We start from the raw sequence: 15321 nt of genomic DNA, 5'->3' as shown, positions 1-15321 counted from the left end.
CAACGGGTTATGCGAGTGACCATAAGACTCGCGCCGGCAGCGGCGTCATTTGACCTGTCGGGCAAAACAGGGGCATATTGGCAGGGTCGCGAAATGGTTCTGAAGCTTCGTCAGGTGCCGTTGCTTTCGCCACATACTCCGCTGTCGTCCCTGCGAACTGTCACTGTAGTTACCGTGTCTCACTTTCAGGGGTGCAGATGCAATCACCGCTGGGTACGCGGGGGATCGGACCTATGCAGATATCCAGCGAACACGTCACGCATCGCCGTACTTTCAATTTTCGGTAGGAGACGACCTACCTCACCTCGATGATACCCGGAGTGGGTAACCACATGGGCAAGCATCTCCTCACGGGACATCCGCCCCTGCGTTCCGTCTGTAAAGGTGAAATCGACCAGTTCTTCGAGGTCAGAAGAAGTCGCTCGCGAAATGTAATCAATGTACCACTGGTCCGTTAGTCGAATGGTGGGGGCGAGTTGAGCAAGAACGGGCGTGTCAGCGCTCCAATTCGCCGCGTACGAGTGACGTTCGCCTTGAAGATTGGCGGCAAATATTCGGTCGACCACGTGGGCGTGATTCAGAACACGCAGTGCTGCCCGATATTCCGTTGTGTGCGGTTCAGCATCGACGGTGTTCAAGGCGAGAAGCAACTCCGCATTCGAGGCGGCTTTGTATTGAAGCAACGAGCTTATTAAGGTCTTGGCTGTCATGTTCTTCTCCTTGCGTATCAGAGAATCCCCGGAACGCCCCCCAAACGCCGATCGCAAAATAGCGTCGGCATCAAAGAGTTGCGCTCCGGCATGACGGCTACTTGTGCGTTGGCGGCCGCTCAATCGCGCACTTACAATTTGCACGTGTATGCAGGCGGTTCAAGAGCAAAAAGCAATGTTTCCGTCATGATCATCGCCGGTCACTCGAGGTGAGAAATCAATTCGGTGTGCCACCGGAACAGGGTCTCCTTTTTGTGAAGGGTTTCGGATGCCGGCCGCTTGAGAGAGGCGCCGCGTATTCGGCAGCCGGCGTCCGAAAGCCTCCAAAGGAGGAAACCGCGCTGGGGGAACGCAGGAGACAGGCTGGCAGCTCGAAAACATCGTTCTTGAGCTAACACCCAAGTATTGGAGCGATGGGTCGACACCCTACGAGGAACGACAGTTCATCGTGACCGTCGACGGGGACCTCACAAATCCAGCTCTGGAAACCGACAAAGTGTCAGAATCTCTGTGGGTTGATCGCGCGAACGTGGAGAAGCTCAAAGAGAACCGTAAGCCGCATGACCAATTCATCTACAATTCGGTGGTGGAGGCTCTGAATGCTCTCGAGACAGCGGGGCCTCAGATATGAGATCGTCGTTGCGATTTGCTCCGCAACTGCGACGTCCCTTGTTGGCTCTCAGCCGACAATCTCCGGCTATCAGCCGGCAGACCGCTTTGACCCCCGGCAGACTTCGTCTCCGATCAGGGTCCGAAGACGGCGGAGACTCCCACCAAAGTCCGCCATGAGGGGGTGGCTTGCACACCGTTGTAGTTGTTGATGACCGGAATGCCGACAAGCACGTAGCTCGACCAGTTATCCATGGTCAGCCGAACACCCGGCGAAACGAAGACCGTGTTGCCGCCCGAATTGGGATCACTGATCCCGGCAATTCGCTGCTTGTCATGCCATTCGCCGTTGATCTCGAGTAATGCGTCGACCGCAACGTGACCGTGCGGCGCAGTCACCGTTGAAGCCTTCGTGATCATCCTCGAGTGGTCATGACCAGCATGCGCATAAGCGTTCCGTGGATCGTGCGTATGCGGCTCGCTCGTGGTCTCGCCGAAGACCCGGTAGGAAAGCGCGGCGTTATAAAGGAAGCGGTTGCCGAGGTTGGTATTCTGCGTTCCGGTGCCAGTGGCAATCGCCAGCACGTTGGCATGGAAGCTCAGCGCGGGATTTAGACGCTGGCTTATCGCAGCGCCGAAAAGCCCATCCCAAGAGCCTGAGCCCGGCTGAAATTCGGCCTCGAAGATTTCACCGAACCTATCAACCAGGTCGGTTGTACCCGTTGGAGCCTTGACACCAAACAGCACTGCCGCCTGCGTTCCGCTTACCTGATTGTTCAGGAAGCGATATTGGCCAAGTACGGTGACATCACCGAAACCCGACGTACTGCCACGGTCACGCACCGTGGCGGGATCAGCCGGGTCTTCCCGCACAGCTTCCAGGATGCCCGTGCGGCGCACCCATGGCAGACGCACCGACACCGTGAGATCGTTGGTGATGCCATAGGCAAGCGCAAGAGCGTAGCTCTCGACCGTTTGCAAACCATGGACGTCGTTGCCGACGTTCGCGAGCAGCGTCGGTTCGCTCAGTTGCTTGAGCCGAAGATAATCGACGAAGGTTGAAAACGCGAACTGGCCCTGGTCGAGGGTGCCAGCGCCTATCGTAAAGATACCGCCTGCACCACCGATACCACCGATGCCCGGATGATGCGCCAATGCGGCCGTCGCGCCTGTTGCCGTCGATGCGACGAGAGCAACAATGAATGAGAGCCGATTGATCATTGTCCGTCCCTCCGGCCTCCACGGCATCCACTATAACCCATTTCGTCACTTCCGCTATCGACCCAACGTTGACGTGGAGCGACCGGGCAGAAAGGTCGTCTTCGGCGCGATAGCAGACGCGAAAATTCAGGCGCAGCGCCGGTAGCAGAACGCGATCCGCTGAGAGATCAAAGGCCCATGTACGACCCGACAGGGAGTACCACCATTTTTCCACCGCGATTGGCGGCCACGAGGTTGTCGCCGTCTTGTTGGAAATGGCAAAAACGCCCACCCTTGGTTACGCCAGCTCATTCCTACATCGCATTGATGAAAAGCAAAGCTAGGAGGGAACATGCGCAAATCTGTCCGTGGTACCTTTGTCGCCGTGCTAGGTCTTGCCTTTATCGGCGCAACCCTCAGACCAATTGCAGCAGAAGAGCCTTACAAGGCTCAACTCGACGCGTTGCGAAAATCGCTGGAGAAATATCAGGACTACAAGGCTGCCGTGCGCGACCGCTACCTGTCGACGGTGGGCTGCGTGCATTATTCCGGCGAGAAAATACCGCACCACATGGAGTATGCCAAAGGCGCCATGGGAGTGCACTTTGCCAATGTCACAGTGCAGGGCGCTCCCGATCCGATGAAGCCCAACGTGTTGATCTACGAACCCGTGGGCAAGGAATTGAAACTCGTGGCTGTCGAGTGGCTGGTGCCTCTAACGGCAGATACCAAGCAGCGCCCCTCTCTCTTCGACCAACCCTTCATGGGCCCGATGGAAGGACACTGGCCGCTCATTCCAAAGGAGTTTGTACATTATGATCTGCATGCCTGGTTGTTCAAGGACAACCCGCTCGGCATGTTTGCGCCCACCAACCCGAATGTCAGCTGCGAGGGCTATGACTTTTCCTTGCTGGAAACGCCGACCATGATGATGCCGGGCCCATGAGCCAATCGCGAGGCTGGCCAAGAGACCATCGCGACGTTGTTTGATCTCGATCAATAGGCGGCCTTTTTGCTGAGCTAGGGAAGGGGTGCGTAGCCCCACTACGCGCCCCACCGAAGGCCGTCGGCTTCCCCAAGGGCTGACGGCTTCCTTTTGCGCGCGTTCTCCGGGAGGGCCTTGGAAACGCTCCGGGTAGTTGCTACATTTTCCCGAGTTTGCGTTCGATCAATCTCGCCTTGGCGTATCTGCCTAGCATGTGTTGAACCTTCAGGGAGGTCGAACGATGCTGGTGAGGATCACTACCGCCCCCCGCATGCAAATCGACGGGCAGCTTGCTGCTCTGGCAGGCGAGCAGATGTCCTGCTCTGAATTTAGCTATCGCAGGGGCGCCGAGATTTTTGGCGAGGGCGAAGAGCCCGAATATGTCTACCAGATCATCTCCGGCGCGGTGCGCACCTACAAGCTTCTGCCCGACGGTCGCCGTCAGATCAACGCGTTCCACCTGGCCGGCGACATGTTCGGGTTCGAGAACGAGACAACTCACCGCTTCACGGCCGAAGCGATCGTCGAGACCAATGTCCACCTCATGCGGCGCGCCAGCATTCTGGAAGCGGTACGAAATGGGCGCGCGGGTACCAGGGACCTCATCAAATTCGTCACCCAGAATCTTCAGCACGCCGAGAGCCACATGCTTCTCCTCGGCCGAAAGACATCACTCGAGCGGGTGACGGCATTTCTTCTCGAGATGGATGAACGGCTGCAGCATCCGGACGTGATGAGCCTGCCGATGAATCGGCGCGACATCGCCGATTATCTCGGGCTGACCCTGGAAACCGTGTCCCGGGCTCTTTCAATCCTTCGAGACGAAGGACTGCTGCGCTTTGACGGAAATACGCAGCGGCGGCTCGAACTGGTCGATCGTGGCGCTCTCGCGAAGATCGACGCCTGACGGCGGGTATCGCCGGCCTGGCGAGCTTCCCCGACGCCAGGGTTCGAGCGCTGGGCGTTGTTGCACTGCGTTAGGCAGAATGATCGCTGGTGGTCCAGGGCGGGCGTGGAACACGCCGCGGATCTAGTGATGGGGAGGACTGCAGTCGAGTTCCTTGATCCTCCCGGCGGCGTCAAACGCAAAAAGCGCACTCATGACGCCGGCACTGGTGACGTAGGAGAGAATGGTCCCGTCGTGCCAGGGATTGAGATCGTCCAAGGTGCCTGCCGGATATTCCCGGAGGCGATCGACCCAGTAGGCCCTAAGGGCCTCGCGGCCGGTAATGGTTTTGACGCAGCCGCAGCCGCAGTGAACCACGGCATCGTCGGCATACATATCCAGGATCGTTTCGATATCGCCTGCGCGGTAGGCATCGAGCCAGTCAACCGCAACGCCCATCGGGTCAAACGACATACTTTTCACCTGCATACCGTCAAAATCATACCGTCAAAATCGCAATTTTAGACCGGGTTAACCCCGCTAAACCTCTTTCTCGAAACGGTTAATTGTATTTTAATACCCCGTACCCGGCCCCGGCCATATGGCGAAGGACATAGAACCGGGGAGGCATATTTCATGTTGGACGTCATTGCGAAGCAGGGGATATTTCAGCGCATCCGGCTTGTGATCGCAGATCGACAACCGATCGTTCTGCAGGGACTGAAGTCGGTACTCGCGGCACAGCAGGACTTCGACCTCGTTGCATCGTCCAGCGACGGGACAAGGTGCCTCGAAGCCATCAGGAAATTCACCCCCGACGTCGCGCTTGTTGCCGATACCCTGCCGGATCTGACGGTCTCCGAGATCCTCGCGATCGCGAAAGCCGAGAAGTTTTCCACGCGGCTGGTGTTCTTTACCGACTCCGACACCCACGACCATCTGACCACGGCTATTGCTGCCGGCACCTGCAGCGCAATTTCGAAGTTTGCCTCTCCGGCCACGATGCTGCGATCACTGAGGCTGATGACGAATAGCGGTGTGTCGCTGGAGCAGTCCGATCTCTCGCCGAGCGGCAAGGAATTTGACGGCGGCAAGATTGAAAAGCTGCTGGAGCAGCTGACGCACCGGGAACGTCAGATCGTTCGACTGGTGTCGGAGGGACTGTCGAACAAGGAGATCGCGCGCCAGCTCGACCTTTCCCATGGGACAGTCAAAGTCCATCTGTACAACATTTTCCAGAAGCTCGAGATCACCAACAGAACGGTGCTCGCGACCATCGCATTGATGCAACGTGCCTCCGGCTTCGGGGCGCTCTCGCTGGCCCTCCTGGTGCTCGCCATTGCGGACGAACTCAAGGCGTCGGAGGCGAACGACTTGCTTCCGGATGACGACAGCATCGGCCATGCGGGCGAGCACGCCGAATATGAGCCCTGGAAAAAGGCCATTCTCCGGCACCGCATCGCCTGGGAATCCGCCCAGACGTCCCCGCTCGCGCTGAGAGACTTTCTTGCCAAGGTGGGCGAGGTCACCAGCGAGGTCACGAGCCCGGCGGCGGCCATGGAAGGGCTACGGGCCGCGGGGCAGTCCGTGGGCTCCAAGCTGTGGAAAGACCACGGTCCCGTCGGATCGAGCTCGCCCAGTCTTCCCGCGGCTTTACCGCGAGGGACGAGCGACACACAGATGGGAGCTGACCCGGCCCCGGACCATCTCGTCCCGCGGCTTGCCTCCAATCCGATGTCGCTTCAGGGCGGATATGGCACCTTCGCCACTCTCGCCGGCGCGTTGATCTACGCACTGCACGACCCGCATCTCGCCGCCGCAAAGACGCATGACGCGGGTCATGCGTCGATCGACAGCTTCCTGGCCGTCACCGGAGAGAATGCGACTACGAAACTGGCCGCGATCACCGATGCTGGGGCTCATCATGCCGACAACTCAGCCCCGGCTTTCCCTTCGCACGCGTCCCACGCCCCTTCGGTGTTTGTGACCACCGGAAACGAAAGCGTCGCTGGAGAAGGCGCTCGGGGCCAGATGAGTGATGGCGCCGCGGGTGACAACCTCCAAAAAACGCCTGGCTTGGTGGACCCTGGTCACGATGCCAGCCTTGGCGGCGATGGCCGCGATCAACCGACGGGCAGCAACGTCGACGAAAACATTGTTCATCGCTCCTCGACCGATTCCCCTTCTACCTCTTCCCAGTCTGGCTTCGATTTCGAATCCGGGTCGAGCAGGATCAATCTTGCGGCTTTCGGGGCGCTTGCCTGGCTGCATATGACTGCGGCAAGCAAGTCCGTACCGCCGCATACGCTCGCCTGGATCTACAACGCCGCAAGCAATGAAACGATCGTCTATGTCAATCCGACCAATCATAGTCTCGATGTCGGCGATCGCGGCCTGGTGGAAATCCATGTGCAGGGGCTGGTATCCGTTGCCGAGTCGGATCTGGTCGGCCAGCCGGAAGGCACGGCCGTCGCGATCACCCTGGAGCAGCTCGAGGCAGCGCTGACATCGGCGGCCGCAACCGATGAGACCGTTCCGAGCACGGACAATGTCCATGCCGTTGGCGGGGCGGGCGAGAGCACAGTCGAGACGGCTGGAGTCTGGAACATTCGGGCCGACGATGGCCTGAGGTTTCAATTCGGGCAGACCCGGACCGGATTAGGGGAGTCGACGAGGTCGAAAAGTGTCGCCATCGATTCGGCGGATGCAACGAAAGAGAGCGATGGCGCGTCTGCCGCGTCGGCTCATGCATCATCGATCGTGCTTGCTCATAACGTGAAGGTTACGGCAGTTGAAAGTCCCACATCGAAGAGCGAGCCGATCGATGCGGGCACCGGCGCTTCGTCGGGGCTGAACGAGAACGTTCAGCCGAGCGTCGCAACGGCCGACAGTGGGGGCCGCGGCAACTCCGAGCGCGTTTCGGAGCAAGGAGCTGAAAAGGCCACCGCCACGGAGTCGGCTGAAGCTGACACCGAACCGGGTAACGGCGTCGGCAACGACGAGACGGCCGAGGCGGCCGACGAGCAACACGGCAACTTAGGGCACGATTCGAAGCCAGAGTCTGCAAAGCTGGCGGCCTCGGATTGGACTGAAGATGATTCCAACCCGGGCAACCGCGCCGCCGATGACAAGAAGACGGCAGAGCCGGCCGTGGATCACGGCAGCTCGGGGCTCGATTCGAAGCCAGAGTCTGCAAAGCTGGCGGCCTCGGATTCGACTGAGGATGATCCCAAGCCGGGCAACGGCGCCGCCGATGACAAGAAGACGGCAGAGCCGGCCGTGGATCACGGCAGCTCGGGGCTCGATTCGAAGCCAGAGTCTGCAATGCTGGAAGCCACGGATTCGACTGAGGATGATCCCAAGCCGGGCAACGGCGTCGGCAATGACAAGACGGCCGAGGCGGCTGAGGAGAAGCACGGCAACTTAGGGCACGATTCGAAGCCGGAGTCTGCAAAGCTGGCAGCCACGGATTCGACTGAAGACGACTCCAAGCCGGGTAACGGTGCCGACAACGACAAGAAGACGGCCGAGGCGGCTGACGAGAAACACGGCAACGCCGGGCACGATTCAAAGCCGGAGTCTGCAAAGCTGGCAGCTACGGATTCGACTGAAGACGATTCCAAGCCGGGTAACCGCGTCGGCAATGACAAGAAGACGGCCGAGGCGGCCGTGGAGCACGGCAACCCGGGGCACGATTTACACCCAGCCTCTGCAAATGGACCGCAAGCAGGCGACGTCGTTGCATTGGTCGTCGCAACGGCGGAGAGCACGAGCCATGGCAACTCGGACCACGCTTCGGAGCCGGAGCCTGCAACGGCCGATGCCCCGGAGCTGGCTGAAGCTGACTCCAAGCCGGGCAACGGTGTCGGCAACGACAAGAAGACGGCAGAGGCGGCCGTGGAGCACGGCAACCCGGGGCACGATTTACACCCAGCCTCTGCAAATGGACCGCAAGCAGGCGACGTCGTCGCGCTGGTCGTCGCAACGGCGGAGAGCGCGAGCCATGGCAACTCGGACCACGCTTCGCAGCCGGAGCCTGCAACGGCCGATGCCCCGGAGCTGGCTGAAGCTGACTCCAAACCGGGCAACGGTGTCGGCAATGACAAGAAGACGGCAGAGCCGGCCGACCTGGACCACGGCAACTCCGGGCACGACTTACACCCTAATTCCGCAAACGGACCGCAAGCAGCCGACGTCGTCGAAGCGGTAACCGCCGATAGCACGCGCAATGGCAACTCGGATCCCGAGCCGAGGCCTGTAGACGCGGTTGTCAAGAAGCTGGCTGAAGTTGACCCCACGCCGGGCAACGGTGACGGCAATGACAAGAAGACGGCAGCGCCGGTCGCCGTCGAGCACGGCAATTCGGGGCACGATTCACGGTCAACCACCGCGCCGGACGCAGCCGAGACTGTCGAACCAAGCGCCGCAGGCGGCGGTAACGCCGGACACGGAAACTCGCAGCAGGTGGCGCAATCTGCTGAAATCGCATCAGAAGCCCCGCAGCCGGCTCAAGCTGCGTCCGAGACCGCGGATCAGGACCTGGTGTTCCGCTTCGACAGCGCGGCAGCTCCTTCTACTCCGGTCACGGTCGTTGTGCATCAAGTGCTCAATGGTCCGCTCGATGCGCACGTACCGCCCGGTCAGGACAAGCACATCGAGATCATCGTCCAGATAACTTCCGGCGCCCTGGACGACCACGCGGCCTACCACGGCAATAGCGGCTCGCATCCCGTTGGACATGCGGCTCATGACTTGCTGATTTGAAGCGATGCAGCGTCCTCGGCTCTCGTGCGCCGGACGCAGGGTCTCGCCGTCACCCCTGAGCGGCCAAAAGAAAAACGGGGCCGCGAGGCCCCGTCAAAAGTCCGTAGCGTAGTCCGCGATCTTACTTGATCTTCTTACTTGATCTTGGCTTCGCGGAACTCGACGTGCTTGCGCGCGACCGGGTCGTACTTCTTCTTGACCAGCTTGTCGGTCATGGTGCGCGAATTCTTCTTGGCGACGTAGTAGAAGCCGGTGTCGGCCGAGGACACGAGCTTGACCTTGATGGTGACCGCTTTGGCCATGTTCTGAACCTCAGAAAATTGGGGAATCTGGAGCCGGCCAAACGGCCCGCGTTGGCCGGCAACCTAGCCAGAAACCGCCTGATGTCAAGGTTTTAGGGGGCATAAACCACTCAAATCGGGCCGATCAGGCCTCGAAGAAGCGGTTTTTGGGCCGCGGCAGACCCAGATTCTCCCTCAAAGTGGCCCCTTCATACTCCTGGCGGAAGATCCCGCGTTTCTGCAGCTCCGGGACCACCTTGTCGACGAAATCGTCGAGGCCGGCGGGCAGGAACGGGAACATGATGTTGAAGCCGTCCGAGCCGCGCCCGACCAGCCATTCCTCCATCTGGTCGGCGATGGTTTTGGCGGTGCCGACGAAGGACAGGCCGCCATAGCCGCCCACGCGCTGGGCGAGCTGGCGCACGGTGAGCTTTTCGCGGGCGGCGAGATCGACCATGCGCTGGCGGCCGCTCTTGCTGGCATTGGTCTCGGGGATCTCGGGGAGGGGGCCATCTGGATCGAAGCCGGAGGCGTCGGTGCCGAGGATGACCGACAGCGAGGCGATGGCACTGTCGTAGTGCACGCGGCTGTCGAGCAGCGCGCGCTTCTCCTTGGCCTCATCGACGCTGTCGCCGACCACGACGAAGGCGCCGGGCAGGATCTTGAGGTGTTCAGGATCGCGGCCGACCTTCTCCATGCGGCCCTTGATGTCGGCATAGAGCTTCTGCCCGTCGGCGAGGCTGCCGCCGCCGGTGAACACGGCTTCCGCGGTCTCGGCCGCGAGCTGCTTGCCGTCCTCGGAGGCGCCGGCCTGCACGATCACCGGCCAGCCCTGCACGGGGCGGGCGATGTTGAGCGGGCCGCGCACCTTCAGATATTTACCGTTGTGGTCGAGCGTGTGCATCTTGGCGGGATCGAAGAACAGCCCGCTCTCGACGTCGCGCACGAAGGCGTCGTCGGCGAAGGAATCCCAGAGGCCCGTGACGACGTCGTAGAACTCGCGGGCGCGCTTGTAGCGCTCGGCGTGCTCCATGTGGTCGTCGAGCCCGAAATTCAGCGCCGCGTCAGGGTTCGATGTGGTGACGATATTCCACCCGGCGCGGCCGCCGCTGAGATGGTCGAGCGAGGCGAAGCGCCGCGCCACGTGATAGGGCTCGTCGAAGGTGGTCGAGCCCGTGGCGATCAGGCCGATCCGTTCGGTGACCGCCGAGAGCGCCGACAGCAGCGTGAACGGCTCGAACGAGGTCACGGTGTGGCTGCGCTTGAGCGCATTGATCGGCATGTTCAGGACCGCGAGGTGATCGGCCATGAAGAAGGCGTCGAACTTGCCGGCCTCGAGCTTCCGGATCAGCTGCTTGATGTGACCGAAGTTGAAATTGGCGTCGGGCCAGGCCCCGGGATAGCGCCAGGCGCCGGTGTGGATGCTGATCGGGCGCATGAACGCGCCAAGCTTGAGTTGCCGTTGTGCCATCGCCCCGTATCCGTTCTGGGTGTCGTTCGCAAAGACATAGGCACGGCCGGGAACTGCGCCATTGGGGGAGGCGGGAAGAATTTTTTGTTTTTCGCGAGGTGCTCAGCACAATCGCGTCATTCCGGGTTCACGCTGCGCGCGACGCGGAATTAGGGGGAGGGTCATCGAACCAAGCTGCCGCTTAGCCCGACCAAGCCATGACCCCGTGAGGAGACTTCAATGGCCGGCGCAATGACAGTGGATGGCAGCATGGTTCGCATCGACCGTCCCATGCCCTGGGTCGGCCGGCTCTTGTCGCTGCCGCTGCTCGGCGCGAGCGGTTATCTGCTGTGGAATGTCGCGCTCGGCCTGCGTCAGGATTTTTCCGGCTTCGGCCGGCTCGCCGACGACCTCCTGCCGGTGCTGGTGTTCACGGGGCTCGGACTGCTCGTTGGCATTCCCGGCCTGATCCTGCTCACCTTCCGCACTTTCGTCGTGCTCAACGAGGCGCTGCGCCAGATCGTCATCACCAGGCAGTTCGGCCCGCTGAATATTCGCAGGCATCGCAATCTCGGCGACTACCAGTTCATCAGCATCACCGAGGACTATGACCCGGAGCTCACGGCCTACGACGTCAATCTGTGCGGCAGCAAGGGTACCGAGCCGATCAACCTGATGAGCTTCACGAAGCGTGATGACGCGGACAGGCTGGCGAGCGAAATCGCCCGCGTTCTCAAGCTGCCGGCGCGCAGCTATGTCGGTACCGAGCCGGACAGCGATGACGCCAGCTGATGAATAGCTCGATAGGCCGCCTCGGCTCGCCTCCCCCAGTGGAGAGAGGTGACCCCAGCCAGGCTCATCCCGCTTCGATCAGCTCAAAACATCCTTCTGCATCTTGCCGCCGTAGAAATGGAAGAACGGCACCGGCGCGTCGTGGCGCAGCGGGCCGGTGGCAAGGCGGGTGTCGAGCTCGTTGAGCACGTTGCGTGTCATCGGATGCAGATCGGCGAGCGGCTTCGAGCCGAGCTCGACCCAGACCAGCTCGACCAGCTCCGCATCGGCATGGATCACGCCCTCGACGCGGTGGGTGATCGCGGAGGCATCCGCGGTGAAGAAGCGGGTGTCGAAGCGCTTGACGCGGCCGGGCGGGGTGATCGCGCGCGCGATCAGGAACAGGCTGGAGGGATCGGGCAATAGGCCTGCATCCGCGAACGGCTTCCACGGACCTTCGAGCCTGGCCTTGCCCTCGGCCTTGCGGCCGAGACAGAGGCCGGTTTCCTCGCAGGCCTCGCGGATTGCGGCGATCGCCAGCGATTTTGCGCGTGAGGCCGGCGTCTTCGGGCTGCCCTTGGCGAGATTGGCCTCCAGCTCCGCGGTGATGGGCGCTGCAACCGGCACGCGGTAATCGTCCTTGTCGACACGGCCGCCGGGGAAGACGAACTTTCCGGGCATGAACACCACCTTGTCGTGGCGCTTGCCGACCAGGACTTTTGGAACGGCGCCGCTGCGATCGACCAGGATCAGCGTCGCGGCATCCTTCGGGCGGAAATAGGGATGGTGATCGGCTTCCTTGCCTTCGTGGATCTTGGCCTTCTCTTCTGCCTGCGAAATATCCGTCATGTCCTCACCCAAACCTTTTCTTGCTTATTGCTTAGACCGGCGGAATACCATCCGGAGGATTCTCGTCAAAGCCGTGCATGCGCAGAGCCCATTGCAATCCGACCACGGCGCCCTTCACGGGCTGCAGCAGTCCGAGCGAGGCAAAGAACGTGAAGGGCAGATAGGCCGCAAAGCTGATCCAGACCGGCGTGGTGTAATTGGTCTCGATCCAGAGGATCGCGGGCACCACGATGTGGCCGACGATGACGATCACGAGATAGGCGGGCAGGTCGTCGGCGCGGTGCGGCGTGAAATCGAGGCCGCAGACCGAGCAATTGTCGGCGGTCTTCAGGAAGGCGCGGAACAGTTTTCCCTCGCCACAGCGCGGGCAGCGGCCGCGAAAGCCGCGTTTCATCGCCGACCAGACGTCGCGCTTCTCGACGAGGCCAGTCTCGCGCGTCCAGATCTTCGGGGCCGTGCTCATCGTCACCACGCCTTGCCCTTCTGCCCCTTGCCTTTTCCCTTGTTCTTGCCCTTCTTCCCCTTGCCGGACTTTTGCTTCTCCGGCTTGCGTTTTCTCTCCGGGCTGCGTCCGGGATGCGCCTTCGACGATTTGCGCTGCGCGCGGAACGGCCTGCGCTCGCGCGGGCCGGTGTCGCTTTCCGAGGACAGCAGCTCGAAGCGTAGTGCGCCTGCGATGGGAGCTGCTTCGATCAGGCGAACGTCGACGACGTCGCCGAGCTGATACATGGTGCCGCTGCGCGTGCCGACGAGGGCATGGCGGCCCTCGTCATAGTTGAAATATTCCGTGCCAAGGGATCGGATCGGGATCAATCCGTCGGCGCCGGTCTCGTTCAGCTTGACGAACAGGCCGGCGCGGGTGACGCCGGAGACGCGGCCCTGGAAACTGGCGCCGATGCGGTCGGCGAGATGATGGGCGATCAGGCGGTCGACCGTTTCGCGTTCCGCTTTCATCGCGCGCCGTTCGGTCAGCGAAATATGCGCGGCGACTTCGCTTAAGCTCTCCGGCGTCTCGCTGTCGGGCAGAGCGCCTTCGCCAAGCCCGAGCGCGCGGACCAGCGCGCGGTGCACGACGAGGTCGGCATAGCGGCGGATCGGGGAGGTGAAGTGGGCGTAGCGGCGCAGGTTCAGGCCGAAATGGCCGTAGTTCTCCGATGAGTACTCGGCCTGCGCCTGGGCGCGCAGCACGACCTCGCTGACCAGCGGGTAGTAGTCGTGGCCCTCGAGCTGGGCCAGCACGCGGTTGAACAGCGTCGGGCGCAGCGCGCCTGACTTCGCAAAGGGAACGTCGAGCGTCTGCAGGAATTCCGCGAGCGCGTGGACCTTCTCCAGCGTCGGCTCGTCATGGACGCGGTAGATCAGCGGCAGCGATTTCTTCTCCAGCATCTCGGCCGCCGCGACGTTGGCGAGGATCATGAACTCCTCGATCAGCTTGTGGGCGTCGAGACGTTCCGGCACGACCACGCGGTCGACCGTGCCGTCGCTCTTCAAGAGAATCTTGCGCTCGGGCAGATCGAGATTGAGCGGATCGCGCTCGTCGCGTGCGCGCTTGGCGCAGGCATAGGCGGCGTAGAGCGGTTTGAGGATCGGGTCGAGTAGCGGGCCGGTGGTGTCGTCGGGCCGTCCGTCGATCGCGGCCTGCGCCTGCGCGTAGCTGAGCTTTGCGGCCGAGCGCATCAGGATGCGATGAAAACTGTGCGAGCGCTTGCGGCCATCGGGGCCGAGCACCATGCGCACCGCGAGCGCGCCGCGCGGCTCGCCCGGCACCAGCGAGCAGAGATTGTTGGAGATGCGCTCGGGCAGCATCGGCACGACGCGATCGGGGAAATAGACCGAGTTGCCGCGGTCGAGCGCGTCGCGGTCGAGCGCGGTGCCCGGCCGAACGTAGAAGCTGACATCGGCGATGGCGACGTTGACGATGAAGCCGCCTCTGTTGTTGGGGGCGTCGTCGGGGCGCGCATGCACCGCGTCGTCGTGATCCTTGGCGTCGGGCGGATCGATGGTGACGAGCGGGACGTCGCGCCAGTCCTCGCGGCCCTTCAGGTTCGCGGGCTCGGCGGCTTCCGCCTCGCGCTCCGCTGCGGAGGAGAATTGCAGTGGAATCTCGTGGGCGTAGATCGCGATCAGGCTGATCGCCTTCTCCGACTTGACCGAGCCGAGCTTCTCCTTGACCCGGCCGGAGGCGAGACCAAAGCCGCGGCTGCGGACGATGTCGACGCTGACGAGGTCGCCGTCCTGTGCACCTTGCGTGTCCGTTTTGGCGATGTTGAGCTCGCGGTCGGCGAACTTCTTGTCGACGGGGACGAGCCGTCCGCCGCCTTCGGGAAGGCTGCGGAAGACGCCGAGGATGCGGCTCTTGGCCTTGTCGATGACCTTGATGATGCGGCCGCGATAGGCGGGACCTTCGTCATCGTCCGAGCGCTCGACGCGCAGCAGCGCACGGTCGCCGACACCGGCGGCGGTGCCGGGCTTGGCCCGGCGCGGCATCTCGATGAGGATCTTTGGCGGCTCGCCGCTCTCGACCTCGTCCCATTCGGCGGGGGAGGCGATCAGCTCGCCATCGGAGTCGCGGCCGGTGATGTCGGCGAGCAGCGTCGGCGGCAGCGCGTCCGGCTCGGAAACCTTGTGGCGCTTCTTCTTGATGATCCCGTCGTCGGCGAGCTCGCGCAGCATGCGCTTGAGCTCGACGCGATCGGCGTTCTTGAGGCCGAACTCGCGCGCAATTTCGCGGGTCCCGACCTTTCCTGGATTTGCCTTGATGAAGGCGACGATGGCTTGCCTGTCGGGAAAGCCACGGTCTTTCTTTGGTTTCACTT

At 62.0% G+C, this 15321-nt stretch carries 12 protein-coding genes; 4 read left to right on the top strand and 8 right to left on the bottom strand.

The window, feature by feature from the left end; translation table 11 throughout:
* Positions 1–203 precede the first annotated feature (203 nt).
* Complete coding sequence (locus ACNJYB_RS22970) at positions 204–710, bottom strand: DinB family protein (RefSeq protein WP_439368635.1); 507 nt, start codon at positions 708–710, stop codon at positions 204–206.
* Positions 711–1454: 744 nt separating this feature from the next.
* On the bottom strand, positions 1455–2540 hold the full coding sequence (locus tag ACNJYB_RS22965; RefSeq protein ID WP_439368633.1) for a transporter: 1086 nt from the start codon (positions 2538–2540) through the stop codon (positions 1455–1457).
* A 331-nt stretch (positions 2541–2871) separates the two neighbouring features.
* Here ACNJYB_RS22965 and ACNJYB_RS22960 point away from each other — a divergent pair, with 331 nt between their 5' ends.
* Both ACNJYB_RS22960 and ACNJYB_RS22955 read left to right on the top strand, forming a co-directional pair.
* Positions 2872–3465, top strand: a complete 594-nt coding sequence (locus ACNJYB_RS22960; RefSeq protein WP_439368632.1) for a hypothetical protein — start codon at positions 2872–2874, stop codon at positions 3463–3465.
* 280 nt (positions 3466–3745) lie between these two features.
* Complete coding sequence (locus ACNJYB_RS22955; protein ID WP_439368631.1) at positions 3746–4411, top strand: helix-turn-helix domain-containing protein; 666 nt, start codon at positions 3746–3748, stop codon at positions 4409–4411.
* A 123-nt stretch (positions 4412–4534) separates the two neighbouring features.
* On the opposite strand, the gene ACNJYB_RS22950 is transcribed toward ACNJYB_RS22955, so the two are convergent.
* Positions 4535–4864 carry a nuclear transport factor 2 family protein gene (locus ACNJYB_RS22950; protein ID WP_439368630.1) on the bottom strand — a complete coding sequence of 110 codons (330 nt, stop codon included), beginning with the start codon at positions 4862–4864 and terminating at the stop codon, positions 4535–4537.
* Between the two features lie 162 nt (positions 4865–5026).
* Between ACNJYB_RS22950 and ACNJYB_RS22945 the strand changes: the two genes are divergently transcribed.
* On the top strand, positions 5027–9154 hold the full coding sequence (locus ACNJYB_RS22945) for a LuxR C-terminal-related transcriptional regulator (protein WP_439368629.1): 4128 nt from the start codon (positions 5027–5029) through the stop codon (positions 9152–9154).
* A 134-nt stretch (positions 9155–9288) separates the two neighbouring features.
* Here the strand turns inward: ACNJYB_RS22945 and rpmG are convergent, their stop codons facing one another.
* Both rpmG and ACNJYB_RS22935 read right to left on the bottom strand, forming a co-directional pair.
* On the bottom strand, positions 9289–9456 hold the full coding sequence (gene rpmG / locus ACNJYB_RS22940) for a 50S ribosomal protein L33 (RefSeq protein ID WP_007603295.1): 168 nt from the start codon (positions 9454–9456) through the stop codon (positions 9289–9291).
* A 124-nt stretch (positions 9457–9580) separates the two neighbouring features.
* Positions 9581–10906, bottom strand: a complete 1326-nt coding sequence (locus ACNJYB_RS22935; protein WP_439368627.1) for an LLM class flavin-dependent oxidoreductase — start codon at positions 10904–10906, stop codon at positions 9581–9583.
* 219 nt (positions 10907–11125) lie between these two features.
* Between ACNJYB_RS22935 and ACNJYB_RS22930 the strand changes: the two genes are divergently transcribed.
* Positions 11126–11677 (top strand): hypothetical protein, encoded by a 552-nt coding sequence (locus tag ACNJYB_RS22930; RefSeq protein ID WP_439368626.1) that lies wholly within the window; start codon positions 11126–11128, stop codon positions 11675–11677.
* A 78-nt stretch (positions 11678–11755) separates the two neighbouring features.
* Here ACNJYB_RS22930 and ACNJYB_RS22925 read toward each other — a convergent pair whose 3' ends face one another.
* From ACNJYB_RS22925 to rnr, 3 genes are read right to left on the bottom strand one after another with little or no spacing between them, the layout of a single operon-like run.
* Complete coding sequence (locus ACNJYB_RS22925) at positions 11756–12505, bottom strand: NUDIX hydrolase (protein ID WP_439368624.1); 750 nt, start codon at positions 12503–12505, stop codon at positions 11756–11758.
* Between the two features lie 31 nt (positions 12506–12536).
* Positions 12537–12977: a DUF983 domain-containing protein gene (locus tag ACNJYB_RS22920; protein WP_439368622.1), complete on the bottom strand. Its 441-nt coding sequence runs from the start codon at positions 12975–12977 to the stop codon at positions 12537–12539.
* Positions 12971–15319 carry a ribonuclease R gene (gene rnr / locus ACNJYB_RS22915; RefSeq protein WP_439368621.1) on the bottom strand — a complete coding sequence of 783 codons (2349 nt, stop codon included), beginning with the start codon at positions 15317–15319 and terminating at the stop codon, positions 12971–12973. Before rnr ends, ACNJYB_RS22920 begins: the two co-directional genes overlap by 7 nt.
* Between the last annotated feature and the right edge of the window lie 2 nt (positions 15320–15321).

It is taken from the genome of Bradyrhizobium sp. SMVTL-02 (assembly GCF_051853005.1).
Lineage (GTDB): Bacteria > Pseudomonadota > Alphaproteobacteria > Rhizobiales > Xanthobacteraceae > Bradyrhizobium.
Note: the sequence above shows the minus strand (reverse complement) of the source record. Positions and strands in the feature narration are given on the sequence as shown.